The 16209-nt window shown below is 37.1% G+C and carries 16 protein-coding genes; 7 read left to right on the forward strand and 9 right to left on the reverse strand.

Annotated features, from left to right (window positions below; translation table 11 throughout):
• Positions 1–11 precede the first annotated feature (11 nt).
• The 7 genes from BN986_RS16190 (at position 12) to BN986_RS27700 (ending at position 6284) form a co-directional block, all read left to right on the forward strand.
• On the forward strand, positions 12–443 hold the full coding sequence (locus BN986_RS16190) for an HIT family protein (protein WP_040981954.1): 432 nt from the start codon (positions 12–14) through the stop codon (positions 441–443).
• A 121-nt stretch (positions 444–564) separates the two neighbouring features.
• Positions 565–1083, forward strand: coding sequence for a tryptophan transporter (locus tag BN986_RS16195; protein ID WP_040981956.1), 519 nt, complete (start codon positions 565–567; stop codon positions 1081–1083).
• Between the two features lie 388 nt (positions 1084–1471).
• The gene (locus tag BN986_RS16200; RefSeq protein WP_040982234.1) at positions 1472–1843 is read left to right on the forward strand and encodes a YtxH domain-containing protein; all 372 of its coding nucleotides are present in this window, start codon (positions 1472–1474) and stop codon (positions 1841–1843) included.
• Between the two features lie 528 nt (positions 1844–2371).
• Positions 2372–2557, forward strand: coding sequence for a hypothetical protein (locus BN986_RS16205; protein ID WP_040981957.1), 186 nt, complete (start codon positions 2372–2374; stop codon positions 2555–2557).
• A 115-nt stretch (positions 2558–2672) separates the two neighbouring features.
• A complete protein-coding gene (locus BN986_RS16210; protein ID WP_040981959.1) occupies positions 2673–3578 on the forward strand; it encodes a peptidylprolyl isomerase in 906 nt (301 codons plus the stop codon).
• Positions 3579–4934: 1356 nt separating this feature from the next.
• On the forward strand, positions 4935–5942 hold the full coding sequence (locus tag BN986_RS16215) for a LacI family DNA-binding transcriptional regulator (protein ID WP_040981961.1): 1008 nt from the start codon (positions 4935–4937) through the stop codon (positions 5940–5942).
• Between the two features lie 132 nt (positions 5943–6074).
• The gene (locus BN986_RS27700; protein ID WP_256710383.1) at positions 6075–6284 is read left to right on the forward strand and encodes an HPr family phosphocarrier protein; all 210 of its coding nucleotides are present in this window, start codon (positions 6075–6077) and stop codon (positions 6282–6284) included.
• A gap of 207 nt (positions 6285–6491) precedes the next feature.
• Here the strand turns inward: BN986_RS27700 and BN986_RS16220 are convergent, their stop codons facing one another.
• From BN986_RS16220 to BN986_RS16260, 9 genes are all read right to left on the reverse strand, one after another.
• Entirely contained in the window at positions 6492–7841 is a 1350-nt protein-coding gene (locus tag BN986_RS16220) for a four-carbon acid sugar kinase family protein (RefSeq protein WP_040981963.1), read from the reverse strand.
• A 124-nt stretch (positions 7842–7965) separates the two neighbouring features.
• Positions 7966–8988, reverse strand: coding sequence for a 4-hydroxythreonine-4-phosphate dehydrogenase PdxA (gene pdxA, locus BN986_RS16225; RefSeq protein ID WP_040981964.1), 1023 nt, complete (start codon positions 8986–8988; stop codon positions 7966–7968).
• Between the two features lie 197 nt (positions 8989–9185).
• Complete coding sequence (locus tag BN986_RS16230) at positions 9186–9782, reverse strand: thioredoxin family protein (protein WP_040981966.1); 597 nt, start codon at positions 9780–9782, stop codon at positions 9186–9188.
• A 285-nt stretch (positions 9783–10067) separates the two neighbouring features.
• Positions 10068–10826, reverse strand: coding sequence for an SDR family NAD(P)-dependent oxidoreductase (locus tag BN986_RS16235; RefSeq protein WP_040981968.1), 759 nt, complete (start codon positions 10824–10826; stop codon positions 10068–10070).
• Positions 10827–10884: 58 nt separating this feature from the next.
• Positions 10885–12153 (reverse strand): TRAP transporter large permease, encoded by a 1269-nt coding sequence (locus tag BN986_RS16240; protein ID WP_040981970.1) that lies wholly within the window; start codon positions 12151–12153, stop codon positions 10885–10887.
• Entirely contained in the window at positions 12150–12689 is a 540-nt protein-coding gene (locus BN986_RS16245) for a TRAP transporter small permease (RefSeq protein ID WP_074435693.1), read from the reverse strand. The genes BN986_RS16240 and BN986_RS16245 overlap by 4 nt, the downstream gene beginning before the upstream one ends.
• A gap of 15 nt (positions 12690–12704) precedes the next feature.
• Positions 12705–13703 carry a TRAP transporter substrate-binding protein gene (locus tag BN986_RS16250; RefSeq protein WP_040981974.1) on the reverse strand — a complete coding sequence of 333 codons (999 nt, stop codon included), beginning with the start codon at positions 13701–13703 and terminating at the stop codon, positions 12705–12707.
• Positions 13704–14418: 715 nt separating this feature from the next.
• Positions 14419–15366: a transketolase family protein gene (locus BN986_RS16255; protein WP_040981976.1), complete on the reverse strand. Its 948-nt coding sequence runs from the start codon at positions 15364–15366 to the stop codon at positions 14419–14421.
• The gene (locus tag BN986_RS16260; protein WP_081922229.1) at positions 15363–16205 is read right to left on the reverse strand and encodes a transketolase; all 843 of its coding nucleotides are present in this window, start codon (positions 16203–16205) and stop codon (positions 15363–15365) included. The genes BN986_RS16255 and BN986_RS16260 overlap by 4 nt, the downstream gene beginning before the upstream one ends.
• Positions 16206–16209 lie beyond the last annotated feature (4 nt).

The raw sequence follows: 16209 nt of genomic DNA on the forward strand, positions 1-16209 counted from the left end.
GAGGAACAAAAATGGCACATGAAGATTGTATTTTTTGCAAAATTATCGATGGGAATATACCTTCTGCAAAAGTTTACGAAGACGAAAAGGTATATGCTTTTCTTGACATCAGCCAAGTAACCAAAGGACACACTCTTGTTATACCAAAAGAACACACGAAGAATATTTACGAAACTTCACCGGAAGTAGCAAAAGAATTATTTAGTAGAGTACCCGTTATTGCTAACGCTATTCGCGATGCCTATCAGCCATTGGGAATTAACGTGCTCAATAATAATGAACCGGCAGCAGAGCAGTCTGTGTTCCATTTGCACGTCCATTTAATTCCGCGTTACGGTGACGGGGATGGTTATACACCAAACTGGATAACGCATACAGAAGATTATACTTCAGATGATTTACAAGCTGTTGCAAAAGCAATTAACGAACAGATCGAGCACTAAAAACGGTCCAAATAGTTCTTTTTATTTTTAATAGCATTTGGTATACTGATTATACTTTCGCGGCTGGCAATGAGTGCATAGCCGGAAAGCAGAGTATAGACAAGTAGAGGAGAGTTAAGTGATGAAGACAAAAATTTTAACCATACTTGCCCTTTTGGTGAGTATCGGTACCGTACTACATTTTGTGATGCCCCCGCTATTGTTTGGAGTAAAACCTGATATGATGCTGGCCATGATGTTTTTAGGAATTATTTTATTTCCAAAATGGAATTACGTTATTCTGCTTGCATTTGCAACAGGAGCTATTTCTGCATTGACCACTGCTGCTCCGGGTGGACAAATTGCTAATCTGATTGATAAACCGCTAACTGCAGTTGCTTTCTTTTTACTATTTTTATTAGTAGGAAAACATCTAAATACAAAAGTAACAGCATCTATATTAACCTTTGTAGGAACACTAATTAGTGGCAGTATCTTTTTATCTGTTGCTCTATTCTTTATTGGATTCTTAGAAGGCGGTTTTCTAGCTTTATTCGCAGCTGTTGTTCTTCCAGCAGCAGTAATGAATACAGTCATCATGCTAGTTGTCTATCCAATTGTCGAGGGTATTATGAAACGAAGTAAAGTAGCTGCGGTATAAGTTTCGTGAAGGTCCAGGAAAGTAAATATACTTTTCTCCCTTCGTCTTCCCAAACATTCGCTCCAATTTAAATTGGAGCGAATGTTTTGTTCCATGATAAAGAAAGCACAAGAAAACTATCGATGTAAGGAAAATCGAAGCCAGCACATTCTCGCGCGGGTAACAATCATGCAAATGCGGGATTTTCTAATATGTTTAACAAAGTATATTTATCATACATTATCTTTTTTGTGTTAGAATAAAGATAATAAAAATATATTCATATTAGCAGAAAATGATTCCTTTTCCTATAATATGTATGTACCTTGAACTTTATAGGAATATGTTTAAGTATATGTGGTAAAAGGAAAAGGTATATGTGAAAGAAGAAAGGAGTGCATATCCTATTATGTCTAAGAAAAAATCATTAACCCTGGGATTTATCGTAGGAGCATCTGTTAGTGCTGGTATTGCACTATTAAGTACACCTGAATCAGGCAAGGATCTTCGTGGAAGAGTTAAAAGTCAATCCTTAGAATTAAAAGAACTATTGATGAACTTAAAAGAGGATAGTATCCGTATTAAAGAACAATTGCTTCGAACCTCTAAAGAAGGTGCTGTTTTAGTAAAAGAGCTAACGGAAGAAATGCGAAAATCCGTGGAAGATTGGAAAACCGCTGTAGAACCTCAGCAAGAAAATATTCACCAATCCCTGGAACAAATTGAATCAAGTATTCGTGAATTAGAAGAAAAACTAAAAAACACAAATGCCAATTCATAAAACGAAACTTCATTCAGTGGGAGTTTTCGACGCACAGCTCTTTACGACGGGGCGAGTAATCGCAGCCCCAGTCCCAGGACGTCGCGAACTAAGTCTGCTGCTTTTCTCCCACTGAATTAGCCTGAGTGATTCAGAGAGTTAGCTCACCTGATCTTCCGCCTAAATAAATGTATTTTCCCTCTTTATTTGGAGGCGGGAGTTTTACGGGCGGCTCTCCGTGATAAAAAGGAAGCTTTTGCTGGCAAATTGAGCGCTAGTAAAAGCTTCTTTTTTATTTGTGCTTTAGAAAGCATAGACCAACATTTCAGAATTTAAATCGTCAAACTCGTTTTGCCAGTGCTGCTTCAGTCTCACGATATGATCACTTTTAGCTGTTGAAAAGTAAGAGTTTTTTTAGACTAATTGAATTTATATTATTAATTAAGATGTGATAAAATTAGTATTCCTTTGGCTTTATCACTGTTCAATGCTACATGTTTTTGATAGAGTTATAGGAGTATTATTATTGTAAAGGGGCGTACATAAAACATGGCTATCTTTTATATTATTTTTGGTTTTTTTGTATTACTTATCTTCAACGTCATGATTAGTGCTTTGAGCACAAAAATGGAACTGTCCAAGCAAAAATCAGAAAGAATGGATCGGGTTACGAATATGATATTGGTAGCTATGCTTGTTTGTTCTTATCTTCGAGTTTTAAATGTGACAGTTTAATGTGATTTTTTAGTAAAAAGTTGAAAAAAATTATTTAAACTGGAAAAGTATGATATATTAATCATGGTAAACAATAGAAAGTAACATTAGGAAAGAGTAGGAGTGTATATCAGACATGAAAAAATGGACATTAGCTGCAACAATCTCTGCCAGTATGCTTGCACTAGCTGCATGTAATTCTTCAGACGATGAAGTTGTTGCCTCAACAGGCGCCGGCGACGTTACAAAAGAAGAATTTTATGATGAGTTAAAAGAACGTAATGGTGAAGCAGTTCTAGAAGAGCTTATTACCATAAAAGTTCTGGAAGACCAATACGAAGTGACAGATGAGCAGGTAGATGAAGAAATTGATACCATGAAAAACGAGCTCGGTGATGAGGAATTTGATTCCATGGTCGCTCAGCAGTTCGGAGATGAAGAAGAACTTAGAGACCTCGTTTATGTAGGGATGCTTCAAGAAGCAGCAATTTCTGAAGATATGGAAATTACTGATGAAGACCTCCAAGAATATTATGATCAAAAGAATACAGAGGTAGAAGCACAGCACATTCTTGTTCAAGATGAAGAAACCGCGAATGAAGTAAAAGGAAAGCTAGATGATGGAGAAGAATTTGAAGATCTGGCTTCAGAGTACTCCACAGATGGCAGCGCGGAAGATGGTGGTGATCTTGGTTACTTCTCTGTCGGTGATATGATTCCTGAATTTGAAGAAGTAGCATTTGATATGGAACCTGGCGATATCAGTGATCCTGTACAATCTCAATTTGGTTTCCACATTATTAAAGTAAATGATGTACGTGAAAAAGAAGAAACCATTGGTGACTTTGAAGAATTAAAAGATGAATTAAGAAGTGAATTAGTTCTTCAACGTGCTAATCAAGAAGACATTCAAGCAAAACTTCAAAGCCTTATTGAAGAAGCTGATGTAGATATTTCAGAAGAAGGTCTTGAAGATCTATTTGAAACAGAAGATGTAGACCCTGGACAAGTAGATCCTACAGCCCCTCCTGTAGAAGAATAAGCAAAAAAGTATAAGAATCATACCAAAACAATCGCTGCTTTTTATAGCATGCGATTGTTTTTTTAGTTAAAGGCTTTGTTTCAAAAACTCCTGAATGGTCCACAGCAAAGACGCCCTCTTCTCAAACAGCTATGACTATGTCGTCACGAAAGGCTTAACTCAACACAAGAGAAATTATCATGAAAACCATATTTTTTAACACCGTAAAGATGTATAAAAAATATGATAGATTCACTAAAGTAATGGCGAATACAAGTTTTTCTGATGTTCATCCGGAGATTACATTGCTATAATAAAGAAAAGTATTGTAAAATTATGTCCTATCTGATCAAACATCTATTAGGTGAGTTGTTTTCCACGTATAGAGTTTTATTATCGGAGGCGGATCGTTTTGACTCCTGTGAGGAAAGCGGAAAGCGTCGTTTAAAAACGTAACAACTGGACCGAAGCAACTGAGATAAAACGAAACTTCACTCAGTGGGAGTTTTCGTTCTTCTCCCACTGAGTGTTAGTTGAGTGATTCAGGGAGGTAGCGTCCGTTATCTCCCGCCTAAATAAGTTTATTTTCACGCTTTATTTGGAGGCGGGAGTTTTACGGACGGTTCTCCGTGATAAAGGAATCACCGTGAGTTTACGAACGGATGATGACTTTCACCCGTGGGCATAAGTGCGACTTTACTTCTGTCTGCGCCTGTCGGCTTGCCAATCAGTAAGTCTTCTTTATCGTAGGGCGCTCTCGGAAAGTTGTCTAGTTTTTGACGCTTGTAGCTGGACAAGGGATCAGCACCATCTGAAGATCCACTTTTGCCAAGTGCTCTTCTTGGCAAAAGTTAGCTGAAGAGCGTGCCCCTAGGCAGACTAAAGTCGCAACGTCCTGGGGTTGGGGCTGCGAATACCAATGTTGTCAGGTTAATGATTTTTTTAATATTTTATTGGTTACAGATAGATAACAACAACTATCTAGCGGAGGAAAAACACGGAGACTCCTGTGGGAATGCGCAGTGGGAAGACCCCGCAGAAAAAAAGTGCTCTTCTTTTTTTCGAGGAGGCTGAGCTCAAGCCCACGGAAAGCGTAGTGTTTTTCCGCAGCGGTCGTACTAACCTGACAACATTGCTGCGAATACTCGCCCCATCAAAACCGTTGTACGTCGGAAAGCAAAACAGTCCGCCGCAGCGGTGCTTTACACCTCACCTTCTATTCTTTGTTAAGGGAGTTATCAAAGGAACGATCAACTCCTGTTTCTATGGAAATGAAGTTACTTTTTAATGTGCGAAAGTTGAGTGTTTTAAATGTATCATCATGAACAAATTCTACCGTAATTATCTGACAGTATTTAATTCAACGAGGTGAATAGAATGCGTATTACAATGAAAGAAATTGCTAAAGAAGCTGGTGTATCAGTAACTACTGTCTCCCATGTTATTAACGGCAGTAAAAAAATAACCGAAGAAACTTACAATCGGGTTATGGATATTGTAAATAAATATAATTACGTACCAAATTACTCTGCAAAAAATTTAAGAAATAACACGACAAAAACAGCTGGTCTGATTGTTCCCAGTTTTCCAGACTCTTTTGTCACGGAATATATAAATGCTATTTCCCTTAGAGCAAAGGAAATGAATTATAATCTGCTGTTTGTCAATACAAATGAAGATGTAGATTATGAGGAAGCCACCTTAAAATTATTTAGTTCTCAAATGGTGGATGGCATTATTTTATCCCCTGCTGCAAGTTATTCAAAACCCTTTCCATACCATATACATAATATCATGAAAAACTTGCCCATTGTTTTAATCAGCAGATACCATGATGCACTAACAGATACACCATTGGTCTGTCAGGATGATTACCAAGCTGGATTTGATGCAGCAAAACACTTCCTGGAACACGGACATAAAAAGATGGTTGTTGTTTATGGAATGGATGATATCGGCCCCACTTTTAACCGGATTAAAGGCTTTAAAGCTGCTTTGGAACTAGAAGGAATGACATTGGATCCTGAACAAATTATAGATGGAGAAGCAACCGTTCAAGGCGCTGAAAAAGCTATCAAAAAACTAATTAATAACCAGACAGATGTTACAGCCATGTTCCTTCTGAATGATTCTATGACAATCGGTGCTATATCAGCATTAAACGATATGAATATATCCATACCAAATGAAATGGCAATCATCGGTTTTGGTGATTTTCCTTCTGCCTCCATTATTAACCGGCCAATTACGACGATTAGTGCTTCTGCGGAGACAATGGGAAGAACAGCTTTTGATATGCTCTTAAATAAAATAAATAATCCAGATTACATGAATAAAGTTATCGTTCCAACTTATTTAATAAAAAGAAAATCCTGCGGCTGTTAGGTTAAACGTTTTTCTTTTGTTTTTCTCCCTTTCCCTTTATAATTTAGTTAAGCTTATATTCTAAAGGAGGAGATTCCTATATCATCATTTAAAAAAAGTACTGTCATTAATATCAGTGAAGAACAAACAATTATTGAATTAAGCTATTTACTACAAAAGTATGATTGCGAGGTATTTATCCGAAATCAATCTGGCAATCAAATTCATGAAGTAAATCCTAAAAGTGTTTTAGGCCTTGCAACATTGCAGCTTAGAAATGGAGTCGAAGCTACTGTACGAGCTGAAGGCGAAGACGCTGAGAAAGCTGTAATGGAGGTTATCCGCTTCTTTGGAGGAGAATAATTCATTACAAGGCTTTTTAAATCCGTTATATCCAAAAAGTCAACAACGATTTGGGTAAGACGGGGCAGCTACTTCCGTCCTTAATAATAATCGACGATTTAGTCTCATTCTGCTAAGAAGGTTGGTGCCTTTCTAAACATGCATTAATAACCCATCAATTCAATTGATGGGTTATTACCTGTTAATATCAAATTCTTGCACTCTTACTTAACTCTCTATCAAATCCCGGTTACCAGCCTCTTTAGCAATCCGTTCTATTATATCAACCGCCGTCTGCTTTGAACCGGTTAAACCACCCTTTCCAACGACAACAAGCCCATCTGAATAGCCACCGATAACAACACCTAAATCAGCTTGTGGAATAACGTAGTCCAATAGTTTTATTCCAACTGCTTTGAGCGTTTTCAAAACATGAACCATGGTATCCCCGCCTGTCATATAAATCCCTTTCACTTTGGAAGTCTGCATCAAAATCCCTTTTGTGATTTCTCCTAATGCTTTATTAATGTTATTTGCTGCTTCTCCAGATTGTAAGCCATTACCTCTTTCTTCCGCTTTTAAATCGATTCTTTCATTTGTCACAGATGTTTCGATAATGAGTGCTTGCGGAGAATCTGCTTTTAAATAATTTACAGCTGACTCAATAACACGTTTGATCTCTTTAGAGGCGGCTTTATTGGAACAAATTAAATCTTTTACTATAACCGGTATTTGAATCACGTTCTCTTGCTTAGACAAATAATTAATTTGCTCTTTTGTAACCGAAGATGCACTCCCGGCAACAGCAAGTACAGTTCCATCCATGTGACTAGCTGACACTTCTTCTTTATCCAGCACTTCTCCTTCTGTTCTAAATCCATTATAATGAGCCATTCTCTCTGTAAATGGCCCTGGATCAATCGTCAATACATTCCATTTTAAGTTTGAAACCACCTGAGCAATTAAATCAATATGCTCCAGAGAAACGGCATCTGCGATAATAATTTTCGCGCCGTTATCACGAGCTTTTATAAAACTACGTTGGACTGCTGCTTCACCAGCTAATATCGCATTTAGTGAAATGGTTTCAATAGGATAATCCGTTTGTTTTTTTATTAATGTAGGGCAATGGGATTCTTCAACAGGAGTTCGCACATCTTTAGCTACTGGTGTTTGTGATAACGGGATACTATCAATAATAGAATATCCTCCTACTAAAATTCGCTTTGATTGCGGCATTGCAGGAACCATAATACCAATTGCATCCTCATTCATCATTTCCAGCATGGCTTCTACTTCGGCACCAATATTTCCCCTTAAAGTCGTATCGATTCGTTTAGCTAGGTACGTGGCATTGTTTTCTTTTAACCTCATAACCGCTTGCTTCACTCTTGCTTTTGCATCTTCTTTTTTTACCGCTCTGGAATCTGTTGTTAAAATAAATGCTTCTTGACCCGTATCCTTTGATAAATTATCTGAATCAAAATAGGCAGCAACTGGTATGTTCGATCTTGCTAATAAGACACCTACAGTTGTTGCACCTGTTAAATCATCAGCAACAATACCCAATTTGGACATTTCTACACCTCACTATGATAAGCACTTCCAGTTAACTTTTTATAGAAATAAAACAGGAAAGTCTCCCTCCCTGTTTTTATCCCTGTCTATATGGAGTAAAAGTCAACCCGAATAAAATATTTCATTATGCTTGTAATGCTTTTTGTTGTTTTTTCCAATATTGAACGGGAACTAATGTGGATTCAATCATACTTACAGAACCGGCAATACCTTTACCAGCAATATCAAATGCAGTACCGTGATCTACTGAGCTTCGCATAAATGGAAGTCCCCAGGTAATTGTAATGGATTTTTCAAAATCATATGTTTTACAAGCAATATGCCCCTGGTCATGATAAAGGGATAAAATAGCGTCATATTTACCTTGCAATCCTAAATGAAATATCGAATCAGCCGGTACCGGGCCAACAACATTCATTCTCTGTTCTTTTGCTGCTTCTACTGCAGGAATCAAATGATCCTTTTCTTCTGTACCAAATAAACCATTGTCAGACGCATGTGGGTTTAATGCAGCAAGAGCAATTTCTGGATTTTCGTAACCAATACCTTTTAATTCCGTATCAATTTGACGTAACGTATCTAAAACAACATCTTTTGTAGCATAGCGGCACGCTTCAACCAATGCTTTATGCCGACTGACAAAAAATACTTTTAAATTGTGGCAATTAAACATTGTCAGTGCATACTCTGAATTTGTTAAATCCCCAAATATTTCTGTATGACCTTCATGTTTGCAGCCTGCTAACTTAATGGCTTCCTTGTGAATAGGAGCTGTTGAAACAATATCTATTTCTTTATTTAACCCTAATTCAATTGATTTCGTTACATAGTCATAAGCCATTTCACCAGCTAACTTTTGCACTTTTCCAAATTCAATTTGTGAACAATCATATTCTTTTGGTTCAAGGACATCAATCATACCGTAAGTAAATTTAGCTTCTGAAGGAGAATCGATTTTATTGATTTGAAAATCACTATTTTTTATAGCTAAAGCTCTTTTTACAATATCAATCGAACCGATAAGAAAAGGATTACATTCATTATAAACTTCCTCTGACAACATTGTATCTACTGTTATTTCAGGTCCAATTCCTGCTGGATCTCCCATTGTTACTGCAACAACCGGTTTTTTTAAATCTCCGCTCATTTTACTTACCCCTATCTATTTAAATTTTGGTTAAACGTTTTCCTTATTTATATTCTATACTCTGTGTTGAATTGTGTCAACTTCTCATTTTATCGTTTAACTAAAAATTATCGTTTAACTAAAAAAGATTGACTAATCTATTATTCTAGACTGTCAATCTCGAAAGATTTTCTATCGTTTTCAGATCAACTCGTATCCTATGCATTATTTCTCGGAATCAAATCACAAGCCTCTGGCGGCATCCAGTATTTATCTTTTCCGTTCCACTTTACATTACATCCTAATGGATTAGTGATTGGCACAGTTATTTCTTTTCCAGAAACAGCTTCCTCTAATACAATTTGCAGATCATTTCGTAATGCTTCTTCCGGATTTTTAGGGTTATCAATCCCTCTGCCTGTATATATTAGTTCCCGTTTCTCATTAAATACAAAGAAATGCGGCGTTTTTAAAGCTCCATATGCTTTGGCAATTTCTTGATTTCCATCCCTTAAATAAGTCCAAGGAAATCGTTTTTCTTCCATTCTTTCAACCATATGTTCATAAGAATCCAGCGCTTTTGTTTCTTCACTGTTTGAATTAATCCCAACAAAATAAACTCCATTCTGTTTAAAGTTATTGGCTGTTTCTCTAGTCACCTCATCGGATCCAATCACATATGGACAGTGATTACATGTAAAAAACACAACGAGTATTTTTGCATTTTCAAAATCACTTAAACTATAGTACTTGCCATCTGTTGCAAGAAGCGAAAAATCCGGTGCTTGTGTTCCTAATTCAATCGTGTATGACATCTTCATTCCTCCAGATATTTTCATAAAACATTATCAGAACATTTATAATTCGTCAACAATATTTCTTAATACTAAAATTTCTAAGATCCCCAAAATGCGGGAATTCTATAAGCTTTAGCGACCATTCACTTTCTTTTTCTACCATAAAACGAAACTTCATTCAGTGGGAGTTTTACGGGCGGTTCTCCGTGATAAAGAATCCATTTAGCATCAAAATCATAGTTTTTTATGTTAATTCAAAAACGGCAGCTTCCGTTAAGAAGATACCGTCTTTGTATTTATTTATTAATCCATATGGGATCCGCCGTTAATATCAATATCCTCACCGGTAATATAAGATGCTTCTTCAGATGCCAGAAAAGCAATGGTTGATGCAATTTCATTAGTTTCTCCCGGGCGTCCAAGAGGAATGCCATCGATTACTTTTGCTGCATCGGTTTCAGGAAGTGATTTCCAAATCTCTGTATTAACCAGGCCAGGTGCAACACAGTTCACTGTAATACCATCTGTTGCAACTTCTCTCGCAAGGTTTTTCGCAAAGCCTAACACTGCTGCTTTAGAAGCTGAGTAGTGTGCGCCTCCAAATACACCTCCTCCTCTTTTGGCAGATACGGAGGAGAGGTTTATAATACGGCCAAATTTTTGTTCTTTCATTGGCTTCAGAACTGCTTGAGAGCATAGGAATAGACCAAACATATTCACACTGAAAATTCGCTGCATATCTTCTAAAGTCATGTCTTCTACTGTAACTTTTTGAGAGATACCTGCATTATTAACTAAAATGTCGATGCGGCCAAATTCTGCTAACACTTTTTCGATCATCGCATCTACAGATTCTTTGTTTGTTACGTTTAGTTCCACTCCTAATGCTTTTGCTCCTGCGTTTTCTACAGCTTTTACTGTATCTTCAATACCTTCTACATTTAAATCTGCAACAACAATCGATGCACCTTGTTCTGCTAATTTTAAAGCGATATCTCTACCTATTCCTTTTAATGATCCGCTTCCTGTTACAATTGCTACTTTATCATTTAGTTCAAACATGTTTTTTCCTCCTGGTTTAACGCTTAATACGTTATAAAATAAATTCTATGTTTACAAGTTATAATAATATTAATGTCAGCTGAGGTATTACAGCAATCAGAGCAAGACCGACCAGAATGACAAAAAAGAATGGCACAACTGCTCTTGCCAAGACTGGCATACTCAAGCCCGACAGTCCTGATCCTACAAATAAGTTTACACCTAATGGCGGCGTAATAAATCCGATTGCCAGTGTAACAATCATAACAATACCAAAGTGAATTGGGTTCATTCCAATTTCAAGTGCAACTGGATATAAAATTGGAGTAAATATAATAACTGCTGCTGAAGTATCAATAAAACAGCCAATAATTAATAGCATAATAATAATCATAATGATGATAACAATACTATTTTGCGAAATAGATAAGAAGCCTTCTGCAAATGCTTGCGGGATCCTTTCCATGGATAGAATTGTTCCAAATGCATTTGCCGTTCCAATAATAATTAATATTGCCACTGAACTTAATGCTGCATTTTTAAAGATAGAATGTAAATCTTTAAACTTAATAGACTTATGCAGGAACATACTTACAAATAAAGCATAGACCACAGCTATAACAGCGGCCTCGGTCGGAGTGAATATCCCTCCATAAATACCGCCTAAAATAATAATTGGTACAAGTAAAGACCATTTCGCCTTGTTAAGGGCCTGGAATAATTTTTTAAAACTGAATGCTTCTCCAGTTCCCACATAGCCTTTCTTTTTCGAATAAATATATGCCCAAAATAAAATTAATCCACCAATCACTAATCCTGGAATAACCCCGCCGAGGAATAAATCTCCAATGGATTCATTCGCTGATATACCATAGAGAACCATTGGTATACTGGGAGGAATGATAATTCCTAAGGAACCAGCAGCTGCAATTAATGCAGTAGCAAATTTTTTATCATATCCCTCTGCAACCATTGCCGGAATCATAATACCACCAATTGCTGCTACTGTAGCAGGGCCAGAACCGGAAATAGCTGCAAAAAACATCGACGTTATAACAGCAGCCATAGCAAATCCGCCGGTAAATCGTCCGACAAAGACATTCGCTAAATCAAATAAACGATTAGATATGCCTCCTTTTCCCATTATTTCCCCAGCAAGTATAAAGAACGGAATTGCCATTAAAGCAAAATTATCAGTAGATGTAATTAAGCCCTGCGATAGAAAAGTAATCGATATGTTTGCTGAATACATCGCTGTAACAAGACCCGCAATCCCCAATGCAATCCCGATTGGTACAGTAAGCGCCATAAATAAAAAGAAAGTACCAAATAAAATGAACGGTGTCATACTGTTTTCTCCTCCTGACCTGCCAAGGATTCTTTTCTATCTAAATTCTTATAATCTTCATCCTTCTTAACCGAACGATAATCTCTCACGTCATAAGCCATGTTTTGCAATAAACGGATGGAGGTCAAAATCATACCTGCAACGGGAGCTAAGTAGACCCAAAACAGTGGAATCTGTAAAGCTGCCGATGTTCTTGTTATTCTAGCAACAATATCAATCCCGTAGTAGGTCATAACTAATGCAAAGGTTAAAAAAGAAATATTAGCAATCATAGCAATAATTAATTTTCCTTTTCGCTGGAACAGCATTGATAAAGCATCTACCCCTAAATGCTTATTCCGCTTCACGCCATAGCTTACCCCGATATAAATCAGCCAAATAAATGCATACCTCGCTATTTCTTCAGACCAGGCCAGCGAGTTTCCGAAAACATATCTCATGACCACCTGCATAAAAATAACAACAACTGTAAAAGCACTTAAAAAGACAAGAATATATTCTTCAAAATGCTCATCTAACCAATTTAATATTTTCATGATTTCCCCCTCATCCTATTCCGTTGCCTCTAAAATCCGGTCTAAGAGTTCACTGCCATAATTATTTCTGAACTGCTCGTAAACAGGTTCACCTGCTTCTTTAAAAGCTTCTATATCTGGATCCTCAATTACTGTCATTCCTTGATCTTTAAGGTCTTCAATCATTTTTGCCTCACTATCCTGTAATAAATCCCGATGGAATTGAGCTGTTTCCAATGCACTCTCTTCAACAATTTTCTGTTCCTCTGGTGTTAACGACTGCCAAAACTCTTCCCCTATTGCAACCGGAAGAGGCGAATATTGATGTCCGGTGAGAATAAGATAATCCTGAACCTCGTTTAATTTATTAGCATACGTATTCGCAACAGGATTTTCCTGCGCATCAATTGTCCCTTGCTGTAACCCCATATAAACTTCTCCAAAGGCCATTGGCGTCGGGTTGCCTCCAAAAGCAGTAAATGTTCTTAAAGATATCGGAAATTCCGGTGTTCTAATTTTTACTCCTCTTAAATCACTTGGTTCTTCAATCGGCTGATTTGCCGTGATATGCCGGAAACCGTTTTCAAAGTAAGCTATAATTCTCAAATTATCTTCTAACAGAGGCTCAGCAGCTAATTCTCCTACTTCCCCATCCATAGCATCCCAAGCTTGTTGATGATCTTCAAATAAATACGGAAGTTCCAGCACACTAATTTGCGGATTATACTGACTGTAAGCACTTGCTGCAACCATCTGCAAATCATTTAGCGCCACGCTTTCAACCATCTCTGATTCAGAGCCTAATTGATTATTCGGATAAACCAACACTTCTATTTGCCCACCAGATTTTTCCTCTACTAACTCTTTAAAGTGTAAAACGGCAATATGTCTTTCATTCGTTTCCGCTGCATCATGTCCAAAACGAATTGTAATTGTATCGTCTGTTAATGCATTACTTGTTGTGAAAAACGCAAAAGTAATCCCTATAGCTAAAGCAGCAATTACAAAAACAGTTATATTTCGAACTATTTTCAAATCTTTACCTCCTAAATTTACATAACAATATAGTAGTCTTTTTCAAGATTTATATGATTAAACATTTAAAAGAGCTAAAATAAATTGTTTGTCAAAACGCGTTATTTAATTTTACCTTTCGCAACTTCTGTGTATTCAAGCTCTGATATACCTTACTTTTTAACTGCTACCATAAAACGAAACTTCATTCAGTGGGAGTTAGCGCCCGTTTTCTCCCGCCTAAATTAATTTATTTTCGCTCTTTATTTTGTGGCGGGAGTTTTACAGGCGGTTCTCCGTGATAAAATTTTTATGTCCATTTTTAAGTAATTCCAACGTATTCCTAAATGATGACCAACTCTATATTTGACTATTCCTGCTAACGCAGTGTTCCTTCCTAAGTCGATTTCAGCACGTGGTAATACAGCCGTTTTTTCTCAATTTCTGACCCTATTATTCAATATTTTATATAAAAAACTGAGAGTACCCGCTTCCATTCCTTTAGAAATAATAGATAATGGAAGCGAGTATTGACTGTAATAAATGCAATCATTTTTTATTCACTACTGTCTTTACAATGCCCACATATACCATATTGGGTAACAACTTTTTCAGAGCGAAAAGTATCTACCTCTTTCTCACATTCTTTACAAATAAGGATTCCGAACTTTTGAGATTCTGTATTTTCTTTATGGTTATACATATTGCACCCTTTCCCTAATCTATAAAAAGTTAGTTAAAGTAGTCCCTCTGCTGTGTTTACAATATTTTCAACAGTAATTCCGTTAATCTCCAGTAATTTTTCATAAGGAGCTGATTCACCAAATCGATCTTGGACACCAATTCTTCTTACTTTCGCATTTCCTTCTTCAGCTACGACGTCACTGACAGCACTACCTAATCCATTAAGAATATTATGGTCCTCTACCGTCACAATCCTGCCAATCTCTGTACATTCTAAAATAGTTTCACGGTCAATCGGCTTAATCGTATGCATATCTAATAGTTTTACAGATACACCCTTGCTTTCAAGAATTTCTGCCGCCTCTAACGCTAAACAAACGGTGTCTCCATTTGCAATAATAGCAACATCATTTCCACCTTTTAATTGTTTCGCTTTACCAATCTCAAACTCTTCATTTTCATCATAGATAACAGGAACCTTGTCTCTAGTGAAACGAAGATAAACCGGACCATAGATTTCAGATGCTTGTTTCACCAGTTTACGAGTAGCATGGTAATCTGCTCCCATGATAACCCTCATATTAGGAATTGTCCGATATACCCCCATATCTTCAATTGCCTGGTGACTTCCACCGTCATTCGCCGGTGTTAAACCGCCATGAGAGCAAGCAATTTTCACATTTAAGTTCGGATAGCAAACCTCTTGACGGATTTGCTCTGCCATACGCAAAGATCCAAATACTGCATACGTGCTTACAAACGGAATTTTACCCGTTGTCGAAAGCCCAGCAGCTAATCCTGCTGCATTTTGTTCTGCGATTCCAACATTGATATGCTGTTTTGGAACAGCGTTCATAAATTTCGTAGTTTTACAAGAGCCACCAATATCAGCATCCACAATCATAATATTTTTATTTTCTTTTCCCAGCTCTGCAATTTCATCTCCAAAAGCTTCTCTTGTTGCCTTTTGTTCATAAGGTGCTTTATTTAAAACGGTCATGCATTTAACCCCCTTGCTAATTCTTCCATTGCTTTGTTGTACTCTTCTTCATTTGGCGCTTTTCCGTGCCAGCCAACAACATCTTCCATGAAGGAAACACCTTTTCCTTTGACAGTATTACAAACAATACATTTAGGTTTGCCATCTTTTGCATTCTTCACTTCATCTAATGTTTCAATAATTTCTTCCATAGAATGACCATTAATGCGCTTTGTAGTAAATCCAAATGCCTCAAATTTCTTTTCTAAGTCTAAATTCGGCATAATCTCATTTGTCGGGCCATCAATTTGTAATCCGTTATCATCTAGAAAAACGATTAAATTATCAAGTTTATATTTCACCGCTGATTGCGTCGCTTCCCAAATCTGCCCTTCTTGAGCTTCCCCGTCACCAATAACTGCAAAAACGCGGTAATCTTTTTCATCTAGCTTCCCTGCCAGCGCCATACCTACAGCACAGGATAAGCCCTGTCCTAAAGAACCTGTGGAAATATCTATTCCGGGACATTTTTTAGAATCCGGATGCCCTTGAAATGGAGATTTATATTCCCGTAGCGTTTTAACTGTTTCCATTGGTACAAACCCGCGATGTGCTAATGCAGAATATTGAATTGGTGCAACATGTCCTTTGGATAAAACAAAACGGTCACGATCAGACCATTCCGGATCTTCCGGATTCAGATTCATCTCTTTAAAATATAAAGCGGTTACGAAATCTGCCGCAGAAAGAGAGCCTCCCGGATGTCCAGACTGCGCATGATATACCATCGTTACAGCTGTCTGCCTTAATTGAATTGCTTTTTCTTTAAGCTCTTCCACTGTGATATTACTCACTGCCATCACC

It is taken from the genome of Oceanobacillus jeddahensis (genome assembly GCF_000750635.1).
GTDB classification, from domain to species: domain Bacteria; phylum Bacillota; class Bacilli; order Bacillales; family Amphibacillaceae; genus Oceanobacillus; species Oceanobacillus jeddahense.

Coding starts and splice junctions, on each gene's coding strand:
- BN986_RS16190 (WP_040981954.1), top strand. CDS start 12: ATGGCACATGAAGATTGTATTTTTTGCAAAATTATCGATGGGAATATA.
- BN986_RS16195 (WP_040981956.1), top strand. CDS start 565: ATGAAGACAAAAATTTTAACCATACTTGCCCTTTTGGTGAGTATCGGT.
- BN986_RS16200 (WP_040982234.1), top strand. CDS start 1,472: ATGTCTAAGAAAAAATCATTAACCCTGGGATTTATCGTAGGAGCATCT.
- BN986_RS16205 (WP_040981957.1), top strand. CDS start 2,372: ATGGCTATCTTTTATATTATTTTTGGTTTTTTTGTATTACTTATCTTC.
- BN986_RS16210 (WP_040981959.1), top strand. CDS start 2,673: ATGAAAAAATGGACATTAGCTGCAACAATCTCTGCCAGTATGCTTGCA.
- BN986_RS16215 (WP_040981961.1), top strand. CDS start 4,935: ATGCGTATTACAATGAAAGAAATTGCTAAAGAAGCTGGTGTATCAGTA.
- BN986_RS16220 (WP_040981963.1), bottom strand. CDS start 7,841: ATGTCCAAATTGGGTATTGTTGCTGATGATTTAACAGGTGCAACAACT.
- pdxA (WP_040981964.1), bottom strand. CDS start 8,988: ATGAGCGGAGATTTAAAAAAACCGGTTGTTGCAGTAACAATGGGAGAT.
- BN986_RS16230 (WP_040981966.1), bottom strand. CDS start 9,782: ATGTCATACACGATTGAATTAGGAACACAAGCACCGGATTTTTCGCTT.
- BN986_RS16235 (WP_040981968.1), bottom strand. CDS start 10,826: ATGTTTGAACTAAATGATAAAGTAGCAATTGTAACAGGAAGCGGATCA.
- BN986_RS16240 (WP_040981970.1), bottom strand. CDS start 12,153: ATGACACCGTTCATTTTATTTGGTACTTTCTTTTTATTTATGGCGCTT.
- BN986_RS16245 (WP_074435693.1), bottom strand. CDS start 12,689: ATGAAAATATTAAATTGGTTAGATGAGCATTTTGAAGAATATATTCTT.
- BN986_RS16255 (WP_040981976.1), bottom strand. CDS start 15,366: ATGACCGTTTTAAATAAAGCACCTTATGAACAAAAGGCAACAAGAGAA.
- BN986_RS16260 (WP_081922229.1), bottom strand. CDS start 16,205: ATGGCAGTGAGTAATATCACAGTGGAAGAGCTTAAAGAAAAAGCAATT.